The organism is Anaerostipes stercorihominis (genome assembly GCF_057535655.1).
Genome location: NZ_BAAJCL010000004.1, coordinates 212434 through 229156 on the forward strand (window position 1 = coordinate 212434; position 16723 = coordinate 229156).

Annotated in this window: 15 protein-coding genes; 1 reads left to right on the plus strand and 14 read right to left on the minus strand. The window is 39.6% G+C overall.

Translation table 11 applies throughout. The annotated features are described in order from the left end of the window. Positions 1-12 precede the first annotated feature (12 nt). Positions 13-1620, minus strand: coding sequence for a PTS system mannose/fructose/sorbose family transporter subunit IID (locus AC27EF_RS06665; protein WP_487109761.1), 1608 nt, complete (start codon positions 1618-1620; stop codon positions 13-15). Between the two features lie 176 nt (positions 1621-1796). Here AC27EF_RS06665 and AC27EF_RS06670 point away from each other — a divergent pair, with 176 nt between their 5' ends. Next, positions 1797-2789 carry a zinc-dependent alcohol dehydrogenase family protein gene (locus AC27EF_RS06670; RefSeq protein WP_487109763.1) on the plus strand — a complete coding sequence of 331 codons (993 nt, stop codon included), beginning with the start codon at positions 1797-1799 and terminating at the stop codon, positions 2787-2789. A gap of 152 nt (positions 2790-2941) precedes the next feature. Here the strand turns inward: AC27EF_RS06670 and ulaA are convergent, their stop codons facing one another. The 13 genes from ulaA to AC27EF_RS06735 all read right to left on the minus strand — a co-directional run bounded on the left by ulaA (position 2942) and on the right by AC27EF_RS06735 (position 16357). Further along, the gene (gene ulaA / locus AC27EF_RS06675) at positions 2942-4360 is read right to left on the minus strand and encodes a PTS ascorbate transporter subunit IIC (RefSeq protein ID WP_487109765.1); all 1419 of its coding nucleotides are present in this window, start codon (positions 4358-4360) and stop codon (positions 2942-2944) included. A gap of 28 nt (positions 4361-4388) precedes the next feature. After that, a complete protein-coding gene (locus AC27EF_RS06680; RefSeq protein WP_487109767.1) occupies positions 4389-4673 on the minus strand; it encodes a PTS sugar transporter subunit IIB in 285 nt (94 codons plus the stop codon). After that, the gene (locus AC27EF_RS06685) at positions 4645-5106 is read right to left on the minus strand and encodes a PTS sugar transporter subunit IIA (protein ID WP_487109769.1); all 462 of its coding nucleotides are present in this window, start codon (positions 5104-5106) and stop codon (positions 4645-4647) included. Before AC27EF_RS06685 ends, AC27EF_RS06680 begins: the two co-directional genes overlap by 29 nt. Then, the gene (locus AC27EF_RS06690) at positions 5090-7021 is read right to left on the minus strand and encodes a BglG family transcription antiterminator (RefSeq protein WP_487109771.1); all 1932 of its coding nucleotides are present in this window, start codon (positions 7019-7021) and stop codon (positions 5090-5092) included. The genes AC27EF_RS06685 and AC27EF_RS06690 overlap by 17 nt, the downstream gene beginning before the upstream one ends. Before the next feature lie 192 nt (positions 7022-7213). Then, a complete protein-coding gene (locus AC27EF_RS06695; protein WP_487109773.1) occupies positions 7214-8395 on the minus strand; it encodes an iron-containing alcohol dehydrogenase in 1182 nt (393 codons plus the stop codon). A 230-nt stretch (positions 8396-8625) separates the two neighbouring features. Then, the gene (locus AC27EF_RS06700) at positions 8626-9249 is read right to left on the minus strand and encodes a DAK2 domain-containing protein (RefSeq protein WP_487109775.1); all 624 of its coding nucleotides are present in this window, start codon (positions 9247-9249) and stop codon (positions 8626-8628) included. A gap of 12 nt (positions 9250-9261) precedes the next feature. After that, positions 9262-10272 (minus strand): dihydroxyacetone kinase subunit DhaK, encoded by a 1011-nt coding sequence (locus tag AC27EF_RS06705; RefSeq protein WP_487109777.1) that lies wholly within the window; start codon positions 10270-10272, stop codon positions 9262-9264. Between the two features lie 24 nt (positions 10273-10296). Further along, positions 10297-10965 carry a class II aldolase/adducin family protein gene (locus tag AC27EF_RS06710; RefSeq protein WP_487109779.1) on the minus strand — a complete coding sequence of 223 codons (669 nt, stop codon included), beginning with the start codon at positions 10963-10965 and terminating at the stop codon, positions 10297-10299. Between the two features lies 1 nt (position 10966). Next, on the minus strand, positions 10967-13036 hold the full coding sequence (locus AC27EF_RS06715) for a BglG family transcription antiterminator (RefSeq protein WP_487109781.1): 2070 nt from the start codon (positions 13034-13036) through the stop codon (positions 10967-10969). Positions 13037-13059: 23 nt separating this feature from the next. Beyond that, on the minus strand, positions 13060-14058 hold the full coding sequence (locus AC27EF_RS06720; protein WP_487109783.1) for a dihydroxyacetone kinase subunit DhaK: 999 nt from the start codon (positions 14056-14058) through the stop codon (positions 13060-13062). A 62-nt stretch (positions 14059-14120) separates the two neighbouring features. Then, the gene (locus AC27EF_RS06725; protein ID WP_487109785.1) at positions 14121-15497 is read right to left on the minus strand and encodes a PTS galactitol transporter subunit IIC; all 1377 of its coding nucleotides are present in this window, start codon (positions 15495-15497) and stop codon (positions 14121-14123) included. Between the two features lie 48 nt (positions 15498-15545). Further along, positions 15546-15824 carry a PTS sugar transporter subunit IIB gene (locus AC27EF_RS06730; RefSeq protein WP_487109787.1) on the minus strand — a complete coding sequence of 93 codons (279 nt, stop codon included), beginning with the start codon at positions 15822-15824 and terminating at the stop codon, positions 15546-15548. Positions 15825-15868: 44 nt separating this feature from the next. Continuing rightward, entirely contained in the window at positions 15869-16357 is a 489-nt protein-coding gene (locus AC27EF_RS06735; RefSeq protein WP_487109789.1) for a PTS sugar transporter subunit IIA, read from the minus strand. Between the last annotated feature and the right edge of the window lie 366 nt (positions 16358-16723).

A 16723-nucleotide genomic window follows, 5' to 3' on the forward strand; every position in this document is an offset into this window, starting at 1 on the left:
CCCTCCAAACGATTATGATGCTACTGCCAAAGCTCCGATTAAGGAAGTAATTACACCAACAACAAATATAATAACAATAATATGCGTTGCTTTCACTTTCTTATTTAATAACTTCCAAACTAATAAAGTTGCCACTAACGGAAGCATTCCAGGAAGCAAGGAATTTAAAATATTTTGCAGATTAATTGCAACTTCCCCGACTTTAAATGCAATTGGAGTCTTAATGTTCACACGTGTTGCAGCCATATTTCCAACAACCATTAAACCAACAATACTAAATGCCTCTGTAATCTTGTTTAATGTTCCTGCGCTCAGTATTTTTACAATTGCATTTTTCCCTTGCTTATATCCCATCATATACATTGCGTATCCCATTCCAAGCATTAATACTTTATACGCAACCTCAAATAAAATCGGACCTGCAATATTTCCTGCCAATGCCAGACTACAAGCTATACCGGCTAGAATCGGATAGAAAATTCCCTGAGAAACCGTATCTCCAATTCCTGCCATCGGACCCATAAGTCCGGTTCTTACTGCATTGATATCTTCTGCATCAATATCTGCTCCATTTGCACATTCTTCCTCCATGGAAGCTGCAACTCCATGAATTACAGTTCCGATCCAGGATGGTTCTGTATTGAAAAATACCATATATTTCTTTAAAGCTTTTGCCTGTTCCTCTTTTGTATCGTACAATTTTCTGACAATCGGAATCATTGCATTTGTTGTTCCCAATGCCTGAAGACGTTCATAGTTATAACAGGTTTCACTGGAATACCCCAATAAAAAGTGCTTCACTAATTCTTTTTTCGTCAGCTGCCTTTCTCCTCTTGGTTTTTCCGCCTGAACATCTTCTGCAACAATTTCTTCTGCCTCCTGTGAATCTTCTTTTGCATTTGTATAGATATACATTAAGATTGCTACCAAGGCTGCAAACACTGTAATTGCCATCGTATCAATTTTTGCATAAATTGTTAAAAAGTATCCGATAAAGAAAAACGCCATAATTTTCTTTTTCCCCAGGAAACTTAACAACATTGCAATTCCCAATGCAGGCATTAAAGCACCAACAACATTTAATGCGTCAATCATCGGCTGCGGAATCGCTTCCAGCGCCTTTGTTGCAAAATCTCCTCCGAAATAAACTAATACAAATGCCGGAATACCGTAAAGTACGGCAGAGGTAAGTCCGGATGGTACATAGTTCATAAGACGAACTCCTCTGATATTTCCTTCTTCCAAATATTTATCCGCCTTATGTACCCAAAAACTATTGATGGTCATATAAGCCTGATTAATTAAAATTCCCAGCAGACTAAATGGAACGGCAAACGTTGGCGCAAGATTCGGAGATGCTCCGGAAATAATAGTCAACGCTGTACCAAAGATTCCCGCAACCATCAGATTTCCCGGCATGGTTCCTCCGGCAGTAATCCATCCAAGATATGTCAGCTGAATATAGGCCGCCGCCTGCATTCCTGTGATTGGTTCTCCCATAACAACTGCTACCAGGAAACCGGACCAGATTGGGTATAACCATGTTCGAGTAATTGCATGACTAAACCACCATTGGCTGCCAATTGCGATCAGTGCTACTAAAATTGCTGAAATTAACATATAATTCCTCCTTTTCGTTTCAACATTTTTAAGTTACTTCCATTGTAATCAATCCAATTTTCAGCTGCCATACCAGTTGTTTTCCATATATGTGGAACATATTCAGATCAACCATTTTTCTATTTTATAGGATATCATGAAAGAAGATTTTATCTTATTTGCAGGAGGTTTTTATTATGAAAGCAGTTGTCTATTTCGGAAAACATCAAGTAGATGTCACAGATTTTCCAGAGCCGCCATTAGAAGATCATGGTGTTAAAATCCGCGTGAAATATTGTGGACTTTGCGGAACCGATTTGCACAAATACGGAGGAAACGGCGGCTCTCGTCCTGTCGTTCCGCCGGTTGTCCTTGGACATGAAATTTCTGGAATTGTGGAAGAGGTTGGAGAAAAGGTAACAAGGTTTAAAAAAGGGGACCGTGTAACTGCCGATCCCAATTGGTTTTGTAAATGCTGCGATTTTTGTCAAAAAGGAGCGCCAAATCTGTGCAGTCACAGTCAGGGAGTCGTGAAAGGATTTGCTGAATTTATTTGCCCTCCTGAAGAAAATGTATACTCTATTCCTGATACATTATCATTAAGAGATGCTGCTCTTTCAGAACCCGTTTCCTGCTGTCTGCATGGGCTTGATTTACTGGATGCGCAGATCGGAGAAACTGCAGCAGTCATTGGTCTTGGCTCCATCGGAAGTATTATGACCGTCTTGCTTTCCAGACTTACATCTTCTAAAGTCCTTGTTTTTGACTCTGATCCTTCCAAAGAAGCTTTGGCCAAACAATTGGGCGCCACTGCCTTCATCCCTGTACTGCCAAATTTAAACACTCAGTCTCTCCCTCATATTGACAGAGTTATCGAATGTGTTGGTCTTCAAAGCACAGCCGAAATGGCATTTCATATTGCCGGAAAAGGCGCTGTCATTGTACTGTTCGGCGTTGGCGCAAAAAATAGTTATGCGAAATTGCCTTTGTATGAAACGTTCCAAAAAGAACTTACCATAAAAGCATCCTATCTTAATTTTGGAACCATGCAGCGAGCCATTGCCCTTCTGGATTCCGGTGTGCTTCCTGCAGATCTTTTCATCAGCGCCGAGCTTCCTCTGTCTCAGATTCCCGAAGAATTGGCATCTCAAAAAAACTTGAAAAAGGGAAAAGTGATTGCACGTTTATAAATCATATCAAAAGAACAAAGCAGACCTTGCTCCGCTTTGCGCGCTGATGTGCGGCTGCGAAAGCAGCTTTCCTCTGCACATGGTGTGATACCGCGGAGTATTTTTGTAATATAGGAAAGAAGGATGCCGCAGTACAGCATCCTTCTTTCCTCCTATTTCTCCTTTTCGGGATCTGATATAATTTTGGATTCCTTTAAAACTTCATCTGTATCAAAATCATACCATCTATCATTCTTCTCCATATCATCGACCATCTCCGGAAGCAAAATCATAATAATTACAATGCCGATTAGAATAATTAACGTTTCCACACTTCCCAGTCGATTTAGCCAATCTCCAACTAATCCCGCAACAAATCCCATATCCGGTTCAGAAAATGTCACAGAATAATCTGAAAAATCCCCTAAATAATTTAAAAAAATAACAGGAAGAAAAGACATCAAAATCCCATTGGAAAAACTCCCCAAGACCGCTCCTCTTCTTCCTCCCGTTGAATTTCCATACACTGCTGCCGTAGCTCCGCAAAAGAAATGTGGAATCACTCCCGGAATAATTACCGGCAAATCACATGCCAGCATAATACCCATGGACAATACGCCTGCCATAAATGAAGTAATGAAGCCCAAAATCAGAGCATTGGGAGCATATGTAAACAAAATTGGACAATCCACAGCTGCCTTGGCATTGGGAATCCAGTTGTCTGCAATTCCTTTCACTGCCGGCACGATTTCATTGATAAACCAGCGAATTCCGGTGATCACTACGGTAAACCCTACCGTAAATGTCAACGCTTCCATACCGGCAAACACAAGGAAATGTTTTCCCGCTGACAAATTTTGTTCTATATAATTTTTTCCGCAAACTATGGCTACTAAAACATAAATCAGCAGCATTGTAATAAATACTGTAATGGACGAGTCCCGCAAAAAGCTCAATTTTTTGGAAATTGTCATCTCTTCCGTAGATTTTGAATTTCCTCCATATATTTTTCCTAACCATGCAGCGATCAAATATGTTAAACTTCCAAAATGACCAATGGCAATGGAATCATTTTTGCAGATTTTTCTTGTATATGGCTGCAATACCGCCGGCGAAAGTACCATGGAAATTCCCAGCGTTAAAGACCCTATGACTAAAAAAACTCCATCGGAGACTTTTGCCCCTTTTAATATCACTGTGATCAGGGCCGCCATATATAAAATTTCCTGTCCCGTGACAAAAACATAGCGAAATTTTGTAATTCTTGCTAATATTAAATTCACAAACATCCCTATAAACATAATAATCGCAATCTGCATTCCGTATTGATCAATGGCAATCCCTGTCACTCCCTCTACACTTAAAATTGTCCCGGATACATGGAACCCGTATTGAAACATTTTCCCAAATCCATCCACACAATCTGCAATAATGTTTCCGCCTATGCTAATAATCATAAACCCGATCATAGACTTTACAGTTCCTTTGATTATGCTGTCAAAATCCTTTTTTTGAAGAAGCAGCCCTGCAAAAACAATCATTCCGACAATCACCGCCGGTTCCAGCATGAAATCCTTTAGCATCTTTAACATATTATCACCACCGCACACTTTCCGTATCTTATATGTGATTTATAAGCTCCTCAACCAGCTTTTCCTCCAGCTCTTTCAAATCAATGAGAGAATCTAAAATCACGAGGTTTTTTACTGGCGGGATACTGTCCCTCAAATCTTTTGGAATCACAAAATAGTCCGCATCCATTTCGTTCATCTCATAAACTGCGCAGTGACATGTTTCAAATTCATCCTCCCATCCAAGCTTAAATAATATCTCTTGAATGTTCATCTCCACTAAAAAACTGGATCCCAAACCAGTACTACATACTGTCATAATCTTTTTCTTCATTTTCTAACTCCATTATTTTTATAATGTCTTTCCCACTTTTTGCCATATGTATTTTCCATAAAATATCATTCCGTGAACATACTGCTGCAATTTTTTTCATCAATTCAAAATGATCATTTTTATTTCTTGCAGCCAATGTAAAAAAAAGATTTACCTTATTGCCCTTAAAATCTACCGAATTATTTAATTTTAAAATGCATAGTCCGGTTTCCAATGCTCCGTCTTCCGTCCTTGCATGGGGCATGCAGACTCCTTCTCCAAGATAAAAATACCCTCCATAAACCTTAATATTATTTATAATTGCCTGATAGTAGCGTTCTGTGACAATTTTTTGTTTTAATAATACTTTACAGGTTGTACGAATTGCCGCTTCATAATTTGGAACCGTATCTAATGTAACAACATAAATCGATTCGCTATTTCTGATTTTCATTTAATGTGATCTCCATAAAATCTTTATATGAATTTACATTTTTCATTTTTTCAATGTTATCTCCACTTGTTAATATCCGAACCAAATTCACTAAATTTTCGCTTTCTGCCGTATTTCCCAAAACAATAATAACCTTTACATCAACTTTGGATTTGCTGCCAAATTCAATTGTATTACCTAACTTTAAAAAACTAATACAATCTTTTCTGACCAGCTCTCTTTTTCCATGAACAAATGCTATTTCCGGTACAAACACCATATAATTCCCCATTGTATAAACAGTCTGAATCATATCGTCTACATATTCTTCTTTTATAAAACCCGCTTCCACCAGTGGTTTTGCTGCAGCTGCTATTGCTTCCTCCCAATTTTCTATTTCTAAATTAAATTGGCAGAACTTCTCGTCCAACAATCGACACATATCCGTAATCATCGGCTGCTGAATTTGAGCTGCTAAATATTCGTTCTTTTTGTTATAAATTGATGCAGAAATAACTTTTTTCATTCGTTCAATATCCGAAGCCCTTAATAGCGGGTTTACCAAAATCACCCTGCAGCCTTTGACTTCGATGGGTACGGTACTAATGACAAGATCTACCTGACTTTCCAGATTGCCTTTGATGATGTCATTGGCTCTATAAATTCTTTCAATTTGTATACTCGGAAACGCTTCATTAATTTTTTGCCTCAAAAGCACTGATGTTGCTGTTCCTCCATTGCAGACCAATGCCGCTTTCGGAAATAAGTTTCGTCCGAGATTCTCTTGAAACAGTACTTCAAAATACATCGTTGTATATGCTATCTCTTCATCCGGAAATTCCACTCCTAACATCTTCTCATTTTTTTTGATAATTTTCTCTGTAATCTCATACATAAACGCATGCGAATATTGTATATCTTTCAAAAAAGGATTTTCAATTTTAATATGATTTTGTAACCGGAAGACTGCAACCTTCAAATGCAATATAATTTGTGTGATTAAATCATCTTCCAATGGAATCTCTATCTCTAAATAATTACAGAAATCTTTGATCAGACTTTTTGTTACTAATTTTACTCTTCGATCTTCTTTTGTCTTTCCCTGAAAATCATAGGATACAATCTTCGTGCTTTTCAATAAAATAAGAAAATAATATAAATCCCCTTCTGTCACTTTCACCTCTGTAGTTTCTTCCAAGATGCTCTTCACGCACAAATAGTCATCCAACTCAACACATTCTTTTCCGCACTGAATATGAAATCCTTTCGCACATCTGCATAGTGAAATCATCAACATCCCTTCTAGTTCATGAAGAGAATCATCCGCGAATTTCAGTTCCATCCTCTGTTCCACTTTATTTATAATTTTTCTGATGGAGTTCCTATGATAAATAGAATTCTTTTCCACAAAACCCAAGATGTCTACTTCACTCTCTTTTAGCATTCTAATGTATATATTAAATATCGCATTACGAATCACCTCTTCGTTGCCTTCCAGAGTCAGGCCATAATAGGCTTGCCGAATTAAACGAATTCCATAATACTGCAAAATCTCTTCTACCTCTTTCAAATCTTGTACAATGGTATTCTTGCTTACTTCTAATTTTTCTGCCGCTACTTCTATTGTAATTTTCCCATAGACACTTAACAAAACAATAATCATAGTTCCACGCTCTTCTTTTGAATATACCTTCAAACTATGATCTTTCATCAATCTATCAATATTTATATTTTGATTATTTATGAGTTTGATTCCATAATGCGGTTTTCTTATCATCTCGATTGGCTGATCTTTCATAAAATACTGAATCATATCCAGATCATTGCGAATCGATCTGCTGCTTACCTGAAACTTTTTTGCCAATTCCTTTGTCGTCATATACTCTGTATTATCACTTAATGTTTTTAATATTTGAATTTGTCTATTACTCAGCAAAATAAAGCTCCTTCTCCCTATCTTCCGTTACTAAATCATGTTACAGTCTAGCACATTCATTTCTCCCGTGCTATTCCAAATTTCTTCCACATATTCGGAAATATAGAAAAAATCATTTTCATATCTTGATGAGTTTTTGGAACAAAAAAATGCCCTTTTTACTTGTGTTCCAAGTAAAAAGGGCATTGTTCATTATTTTGCCGCAGTATATATTTTTACCAGATCTTCCGCTGTTAATTTTTTAAATGCTCCCAATGGCGCAGTATCATGATTAGTCGCTTTTTCTGCCATTTCCCGAATCTGTTCGTCCGATGGCTCAACTCCCAATTCTCTCATATTCGTCGGCATATGTATCTCCCGGTAAAAATTCTCCACTGCCTCGATACCAGCAATGGCAGTTTTCCGAGCATCTCCCCGATCACTGACACCCATCACATTTTTAGCAAACTGTTCAAAGCGTTCCGGTTTTTCATCCATCACATACCTTGCCCAGCTTCCCCAGACTGCCGCTAACCCTGCTCCATGAGCCACGTCAAACATACCTCCGATTTCATGCTCGATTAAATGGGTTGCCCAGTCTCCTCCGTTGGTTCCGCATCCGGTTAATCCATTATGGGACAAAGAGCCGCACCACATAATTTCAGCTCTCGCTTCATAATTTTTCGGATCCTCGCATAAGATTTTCGCATACTTCATTACCTTCTTCATTACATCTTCTGCAATAGCATCGGTAATCTCCATGGTATCTTCCAATACAAAATAGCGTTCCATGGTATGCATCATAATATCCGCACAGCCGCACTGTGTCTGATAATCCGGAAGAGTGTAAGTGATCTCGGGATTCATAACAGCAAACTTACATCTCGCAAGGTCTGTATCCAGCGCTTTCTTATACCATCCGTCCTCATTGGTAATAACGCAGGAATTACTCATTTCACTGCCTGCTGCTGCAATGGTAAGAATGGTTCCGATTGGATAACATGCTTTTGGTCTGGCTTTTCCCGTAAATAAATCCCATACATCAACTTCAGGATTGCCAAGTCCATACCCGATTGCCTTTGCCGAGTCGATGACGCTTCCTCCGCCAACTGCTAAAATAAAATCAACCTCTTCTTTTCTGCAGAGCTCGATCCCTTCATATACCTTGGAAATCCTTGGGTTTGGCACAACTCCTCCCAGTGTAACATACTGCACATCATAATCTTCTAAAGCACTGCACACTCTGTCTAAAAGCCCTGATTTCTTAGCGCTCTGTCCTCCATAATGTACCAGCACTTTTTTACATCCTTCTTTTTTTACAAGAGCTCCCGTTTTCAGCTCTGCATCTTTTCCAAACACCACTTTCGTCGGGGTAAAATACTGAAAATTTAACATGAAAAAACCTCCAATTCTAATTTTATGATTCTATCATAACACAAAACACTTCAAAAGTACATATTATTACACATTTATTCACATTTTCACACAGTTATATCTTTTATGTGCAAAGTGGTTCGTGATATAGGAACATGAAAACATTTCTACATCACAAAGAAATTCCCTGTAAAAGCAACTGCACAAATTCAGTGCAAAAGCCGTCTTACAGGGAATTCATAGGTCATATTTTACTGTACACTTTTTTCAAATGCCTGAATCATCAAAGATGCCACTTTTGCGCCTGGATCTTCAAGACTTCTGGAAGCCTCTCCTCTGGTTGCCGCGCGTCCATGAACAGCCAACATGGTAGTCGTTGCCTTGAACCCTTCCTCCGCAGCTTTGGCAGCCTTTGAAGCCATCTCTGCCAGAGATGCACCCTCAGCCAGAGATGTTTTCAGGCTCTCCACTGCCGGATGAATTCCGTCAAGGAATGTTTTATCTCCTACTTTTGCACCTCCAAGCTTGGCTACTCCTGCCTCATATGATTCAAAAATCTGAACGATGTCCGCATCTTCTAACGTTTCTTTTCCTTTTAGATCTTTTCCTGCCTGTTTTAAACCAGTTGCCATCAAAGATCCCATCGTAGAAGGAACTTTATTTGCCATTGCCTTACCGGCTGCAAATAATAATTTTCCTGCATCGCTGATCGCTCCATCACAAACAGCATCATAGGCTGCCTTAAATCCGTCTGTCATTGTAAGTCCTAAATCTCCGTCTCCTACAATTCCATCCATCTCAATCAGCTTTTCTTTATTCTCAGCCATAATATCGCTGATTTCTTTTAACAGTTTAATTAAATAAGAAGTCTCCATATTTCATGCCTCCTAAACCTGTTTGAAGAACGGTGTGTCAACCGGATGATCAATATATTCTTTCAATTCCTCATCTAATTTCAGCAGGGAAATAGAGAAGCCTGCCATCTCAATTGCAGTTGCATATTCGCCCACATAATATTTGTAAACACTGATTCCTTTTTCCTCCAGAACCTGGTTAATACGACGAGTCACAATATACTGTTCATCCAGCGGAGTAGCTCCCAATCCATTGACCAGAACTGCCACTTCATCTCCATTTTCATATGGAAGATCTGCTACAATTTTTTCTAACATTTCATCGACAATCTGATCTGCCGGTTCCAACTTTCCGCGGCGGATTCCCGGTTCTCCGTGAATTCCCATTCCGATTTCCATTTCATCGTCTGCGATCTCAAAACTTGGTTTTCCAACTCTCGGAACAGTACATGGAGTTAATGCAACTCCCATTGTACGAACATTATTGTTTGCTTTATCTGCAACACGCTTTACTTCTTCCAAAGAGAGCATTTTATCTGCCGCTGCTCCCGCACATTTGTAGACGAAGAAGATTCCTGCAACGCCACGGCGAGTACTTTTTTCTCCCGGTGCAGACGGTCCTGCTGATGCCACATCATCGGCTCCGAGAACTTCCGCTGTTTCAATATCGTCTTCCATTTCAACTTCATCGGCTGCCGGACGGAATGTAAAAATATCTCCATTATAGTTTCCATAAATATAGAGAACTCCTGCACCCTGATCCGCATCTCTTGTAAGTGCAACTGCCTGATCTACACTTGGAGACTGGAAAACGTCTCCAACTGCACATCCGTCGATCATTCCTTTTCCCACATATCCAAGGAACAATGGAAGATGTCCGGAGCCGCCGCCTGTGACAATTCCGACTTTTCCTTCTTTTTTATGTTTGGTAACGAGAACCTGTAAATCTCCATCTACACATTCAAGATCCTCTTTATGTGCAATGTAAATTCCTTCTAACATTTCTTTGATATAGTTATCCGGCTGATTGATAATCTTTTTCATCGCATTTCTCCTTCTTATGATGTACTATTTCTCTGGAAATTTGATTTGAGATGGATATTCCCATTTCTGTAATTCTTCCGGCGGGAAGAAATAAGGTTCTTCACCCTGACCTGCACAAAGTGCATTGAAATAAAGTTGTGCCAATTCTTCAATATAAGCAGCTCTTAAATATGCGTCATAGATATCTCCCTGAGATACCGCAACTGCTCCATGCCCCTGTAATAAGAAAACATCTGCTTCCTGAACAGGCTCAATTACACTGTCAGATAAATCTGTTGTTCCCGGACGTCCGTAAGGAGCTACCGGAATTCTTGATTTTGTAACGCCTAAGTTGGCAATTTCATATACGACTGCAGGAATTGGTTTGTTCAATACTGCAAAAGTTGTTGCATACATAGAATGCGTATGACAAATAGAGTTCACATCCGGTCTGGTTTTATAAATCTGAAGATGCATTAAGGATTCACTTGTCGGACGAAGCCCTGATTGATTTTCAATCACATTTGCATCTAAATCCAAAACAACCATATCTCTTGCTGTTAACAACTCTCTGTCCACTTGAGTCGGTGTAATCACTACATATCCTGTTTCAGGATCTCTGGCACTTAAGTTTCCAGATAAATGTTTGCATAATCCTTCTGTCTGTGCACGTTTTGCCATAGCAACAACATCTTTTTTTAATGATTCTAACATTTTACTTCTCCTTTTCTTCTTTTTGAATTAGGTCTAAAATCTCCTGCGGCTCTTTCGCTTTCTTTAACTGCCGCAAAATCTTCTTATCTTCTAAAATATAGTTCAGCTGTTCTAAAACCTCCAGATGCTTTGTGGGATCCGGCGTGCCGATCATAATAATCACATCCGCCTGCATATATCCTGCCACGTCTGTGCGCCCCGGCATTGTAAGAAGAGATAAGCACACCCTTTTTGCACCGTCATCCACTCCTGCATGAGCAATAATCACTCCATCTGCAATCATAATAAAAGGCTTATCACTTTTAATATTGGAAATGGCTTTTTGGACATATTTTTCTGTTATATCCCCACGCTGAATCAACGGTTGCGCCACCTGACGAATGGCTTCCTCCCACGGAAGAATTTCTTTGGATACCTGAATGGTTTCTCCAACCAAGACATCTTTTAACCCGATCTGAAGCCGCGTACTGAGATCTCTCATTCGCTCCGTCTCCAATTCAGGATTCAATGCATTGGCAAATTCTCTCTTTAAGCCTTCTTCATCCGTAATGTCCGCATATTTTCTCACAATATTCAGTAAGGTGATCACATCCAGCTTATGAGGAATCACTCCGACCAGCTCTCCCATCACGTTTTCCCGAAACTTCATCTTGGAGGTCTCATCCAGGAAAGGTTTCACAACAAACTGTTTCTTCGTTGTCTCAAGTCTCACCATCGTAAATACAATGTCAAACTTTGTTTCATCGTAATCTGCAAAATCCCGCATTGACAGGCAAGTAATGAAATCAATTTCGGGGAACAGTTCTTTTAACGTAAAATAGAGAAAATTAGAAACTGAGATTCCATTGGCGCAGACAACCACCGCTCTCTTCTTTGTCTCTGAAAGTTCCAAAATTCCTTCTCTCCGAAGCCACGCTCCGAAGAGTGCCGTAATATAAACCAACTCTTCATCCGGCATTTGGGCTCCGATCAATTTTTCAAAAGGTCCTATGGACTTACGAACAACTGCGTGAAGAGCTTCATACTGCGGAAGAACCATATCAAGGATGCTCTGTTCTATATGATAATGATACTTCATTCGATAATAAGCCGGCTTAATATGCTGGAACAATGCCTCCAACAGCATGTCCCGCTCATTGATGGTAACACAGATCAAATTTTCAAAATTGACAATCACCTCTTCGGATGCTTTCATCAATTCTTCTTCCTGCGAGGAATCTGTAATTTGCAGACCATGAAAATTTGAAATCTGAATCTGTGCCGTCAAAAACAACTTCTCTGTCTGCCATGTAATATCGTACTCCTTTGCAAATTCCAGCATTACAGAATACTCCTTTGTTCCTGCAATATGCTGGAATGTTTCCGGGAGCTCTCGAATAATTCGATCTTTCTGCGTGCGAAGAATAATAAGACATAAAATTAATGGCAGCTCTTTCAACCGCTCGTCTGTAAACCGGACCTGCAGACGTTCTTCAATGATCATAATATGTTTTTCCATCTGGTCCATCATATCCTGACTGATTCTGCAAATATCCATAATGGTTTCTTTTCCTTTTGGAATCTTTAAAATCCCCCGAACCGAAGTAATCATCATCTCTCGCTTGGAAAACTCACTTCCCACAAGATGATATCCCTCCTGACGGCTGTAGGATACTTCCAGATGATATTCCTCAAGCTTTTGCTCCAGCTTCTTAAGGTCTGTTAAAAATGTATTTTTGCTGATTTCCAGTTCTGATGTGAAATGATATATGGACAGCTCTTCCCGTATGCACAAAAGCATAAGAAAAATTAAAAAGCCCCGTTCCTTATCAGCATAAATATAGGTTGTTCCACCGCCGATTTCCTCTGTCTGATACTGCTCTAATACTGCAATCGGTATGATAAATTTTCCTGTTCTAAGACGTTCGATTTTCGGCATCCCATTGTCCTGCAGATAATCGTTGATTTTCTCAATCGTATAGCTTAGCTGCTTTCTGGATAGCTGTAAAGACGCTTCTACTTCTTTTCCCGTGATCGCTGGATTATTCACAATTGTTTTAAGAACAGTATAACCTCTTTCATCTAAATACAATGGTACACCTCTTTCAAAGATTCTTATATTTCGATTCCTGGTGATTTGGCTTCATAATCCAACAGCTCTTTTAATTCATCGTCCAGCTCCATCACAGTCAGAGCCGCTCCGTTCATATCCAGAGATGTCACATAATCTCCAATCAGGACTTTATAAACATTTAATCCCTGCTCTTTCAGATACGCTTCTACTTCATCATAAAGAACATAAAGCTCCATCAATGGTGTTGCCCCAAGTCCTGAAAGCAGAACTGCGACTTCGGCTCCTTTTTCCGGTTCCAGATCATCAATGACGCTTTTTGCCATATCGACGGCGATCTCCTTGGCTGGTTTTAATTTCTGCACATTGATCCCAGGCTCTCCATGATGACCGATTCCAAATTCCATATTGCCCTCTGCAATTTGGAAATTGGAATGTCCCACCGCCGGAATTGCACAAGGTTCCAGCCCTACGCAAATACTTCTCGTATGATCCACTGCCTTTTGCGCTGCCTCAATTACTTCATCCAGAGTTCCGCCAAGAGCTGCTTTCGCACCTCCGATCTTCCACATAAACACACCGCCGGCAATTCCATGGCGTTTCTCTTTTGTCTCCTTTGGAGAAGACGCTACATCATCATTGGCTGTTACAAATTTTACAGTTACACCTTGCTTCTTCGCTTTGCGGACTGCCATCTTTACATTCATATTATCACCAGCATAATTCCCAAATAAACATGCAACACCTTTTCCGGAATCTGCTGCCATAAATGCATCGTAGAATGCTTGAGCAGAAGGTGAGGAAAAAACCTCACCTACTGCTACCGCATCCATCATATTCTTTCCGACATAGCCAAGAAACGCAGGTTCATGTCCGCTTCCGCCTCCGGTCACAAGACCCACCTTGCCTTCCACCGGTGCATCCACATACTGCACAACCCGATCATTTGTTTCAGAACGTTTAATCAAATCTCTGTGAGCTTTCACAAAACCCTTTACCATATCCTCTACAATGTAATCCGGATCATTCACAAATCTCTGCATACGAAAACCTCATTTCTTTTAAATGTCAATCGTTTATGTAAACTATGTTCAAAGAAATAACTCTAGTTGATTTCTCTTCCTTCTTTTTCTTCTTTTCCAAGATATTTGTACAGTGCTACAAAACATACAACAAAGATAACGCACAGAACTAATGGCAGGAAGTTTCCGTCCATAATCTTAAATACATGAGAGAATGCATAAGTCTGGATCGGACCATCAATGGATGAGCAGGAGATTAATTCTCCGGCTTTTAAGCTGACAGCTCCTGTAGAGCGAGCCAGATCAGAGATAAATGGTGCCATTACAGTTCCAACCCAAAGGTAAGCCGGTGCAAACAGGGTTACCAAAATTAACATACGGATAATGTTTCCGCCTGTTACAAGGAACGCTGCCACTGCAATTGCGTTGTTGATGATACCTGCAAACGGAAGAATTTCATTTCCAGGCAGGAACATAGAGAACAATAAAGTTACAGGAATTGCCCAGAATACTGCCAGCCAGATCTCATTGGCGCCGCCCATAAACGGCCAGTCAAGACCAACAACTAAAGTTCTGTCATCAAATTTCTTATTCATAAATGCACTAATTGCAGAAGAAATCGGCTCCAATGCCATCATGAAATATTTAGAAATTACAGGGAACAATGTCAAAGATGCTGCTGCCTGAATACCTAAAGTCAATGTTTTTGCCACATCATATCTTGCTAAAATACCGAAAATCACACCAAGAATAAATCCTAATACATGAGATTCCGCAAAGATACCAATTTTATCTTTTAATGCCGCTGCATCAAAACGTTTGTTTAATGCAGGAATTTTCTTTAATACACAGTCGATCGGGAACATGAAAATACTTGTGAATCCCATTTTATGTGTACATGTTACACCAGGAATTCCAGACAATTTTTCAATACGATACTGATACATATCTGCCATCTTTAACTCGAAGATGATCTGAATTCCAGCCATTACAAAAGCAATTGCGATAGATGCCGCTGTTCCGAAATATGGTTTGCAAACAGCTGCCACTGCAACACCGGTAAAGATTTTACCCCAAACATTCCAAAGATCGGCATTGAATGTTTTGGTCTTGTTGATGATTAACATTACAATGTTGATACCAATCATCAATGGGAACATTAAAAATGCATATGGCCATGACCAGGCGATTGCAGAAAGAGTTGTCCAACCACCGTCTACAATCGGTAAGTTAATTCCCGTACTCTTTAACATTGCTTCTGCTGCCGGTCCAATCGCACCTGACATAAAGCTAATCAACATTGACATACCGGTAAAAGCTACACCAAGCGTAATACCTGCGGAAATCGCATCCTTCAATTTCATTCCTACGATTAATCCGGCAATAATAATAATGATCGGTACAAAGATGGCCGCACCTAAGCCCAAAATCCAATTAATAACGTCTCCTAAAACACTCATATAATTCTCCTTTTCTCTCTTTTAAAAAATCAGCTGCAATGAATTCATCTATGCATTGACTGCATCAACTAATTTCTTAAATTCTGCATCCTGACCTACTCCTGTTAAAAATGCGATACCATTGATGACAGGAATCGGATATTCCTTATCAACTTTTGTAATTGCAATATAAGCAACACTTCCGGCAATGTAACGGTCTACAGACTTAATATCCACCGCAAGAACTTCTGCCGGAATATTATTTTCCTTTAAAAGACGGTTTACCTTACTTGCCACTGTCTGTGATGTTGCCACTCCGCTTCCGCATGCTACGACGATCTGTTTCATTTTAAAAACCTTCCTTTCTTTGTATGAAAATGAATCTTAAAAGTTTAAAGACCTTCCATGGAAAGCACCGCTTCCATATATTCGTCTTCTGTTTCTGCATTCACCAGCTTGTCCATAATTTCAGGATTTTGGAAATTGGTTACAAGAACCTGTAAAAGCTCTACATGCTCATTGGAACCACTCTCATCTCCGTGACCTCCCAGGAAGCCAAGCATGAAAATAAACTTTACGTCATGCTCCACATCATTATTTGCCATCTCGCACCATTTGATTGGACGTTTCAATCTGGTACATGCGATAAATGGTTTTATGATGTGCTCTGGATCTGCGTGAGGAATTGCGACCGGATACGGTTCTACCGGAAGTGCTGTAGGAAACTTTGCTTCACGAGTCTTAATCGCTTCAGTAAAAGTTTCTTTTGCATATCCAAGATCAATAAGTTTTGCTGTCATCTTGTCAAAAAATTCTGTCTGATCTGCGACTTCCCAGTCTAACTGAATCAGCTCTTTGTAAATTGTGTCGCGATTTGCCACTTCTTATCACTCTCCTTTTCTCTTTGTTCAGGATCACTGCAGCATTTGCTGTTTTTTCTGTTCCTGTTGATACTTTTATTATATTTGATCACTTTTCTACCTACAATCCAAATTAGGTCCAAAAAATGCGTCACCCATTGCTCATTCCTGTGATGTGCATTTCTTTTGCTCAACATTGGTCAAATATAAACATTCTATAAAATTCTATAAATTCTTTCTTACCACATCTGCTGCAGTACGTCTGTCAGGGTCTCAGGCAAGCCCGTACTTTGGCTCAGCACGATCAGAACAAAGCACAGTGTTTTATAATATAGGCACGTCAAAACTTTCCTAATATTACAAATCGAGTATGAGAAATTCCTCTTA

Excerpts from the sequence above, each read along its gene's own strand:
- AC27EF_RS06665 (WP_487109761.1), bottom strand. The coding sequence starts at position 1,620 with ATGTTAATTTCAGCAATTTTAGTAGCACTGATCGCAATTGGCAGCCAA.
- AC27EF_RS06670 (WP_487109763.1), top strand. The coding sequence starts at position 1,797 with ATGAAAGCAGTTGTCTATTTCGGAAAACATCAAGTAGATGTCACAGAT.
- ulaA (WP_487109765.1), bottom strand. The coding sequence starts at position 4,360 with ATGTTAAAGATGCTAAAGGATTTCATGCTGGAACCGGCGGTGATTGTC.
- AC27EF_RS06680 (WP_487109767.1), bottom strand. The coding sequence starts at position 4,673 with ATGAAGAAAAAGATTATGACAGTATGTAGTACTGGTTTGGGATCCAGT.
- AC27EF_RS06685 (WP_487109769.1), bottom strand. The coding sequence starts at position 5,106 with ATGAAAATCAGAAATAGCGAATCGATTTATGTTGTTACATTAGATACG.
- AC27EF_RS06695 (WP_487109773.1), bottom strand. The coding sequence starts at position 8,395 with ATGTTAAATTTTCAGTATTTTACCCCGACGAAAGTGGTGTTTGGAAAA.
- AC27EF_RS06700 (WP_487109775.1), bottom strand. The coding sequence starts at position 9,249 with ATGGAGACTTCTTATTTAATTAAACTGTTAAAAGAAATCAGCGATATT.
- AC27EF_RS06705 (WP_487109777.1), bottom strand. The coding sequence starts at position 10,272 with ATGAAAAAGATTATCAATCAGCCGGATAACTATATCAAAGAAATGTTA.
- AC27EF_RS06710 (WP_487109779.1), bottom strand. The coding sequence starts at position 10,965 with ATGTTAGAATCATTAAAAAAAGATGTTGTTGCTATGGCAAAACGTGCA.
- AC27EF_RS06720 (WP_487109783.1), bottom strand. The coding sequence starts at position 14,058 with ATGCAGAGATTTGTGAATGATCCGGATTACATTGTAGAGGATATGGTA.
- AC27EF_RS06725 (WP_487109785.1), bottom strand. The coding sequence starts at position 15,497 with ATGAGTGTTTTAGGAGACGTTATTAATTGGATTTTGGGCTTAGGTGCG.
- AC27EF_RS06730 (WP_487109787.1), bottom strand. The coding sequence starts at position 15,824 with ATGAAACAGATCGTCGTAGCATGCGGAAGCGGAGTGGCAACATCACAG.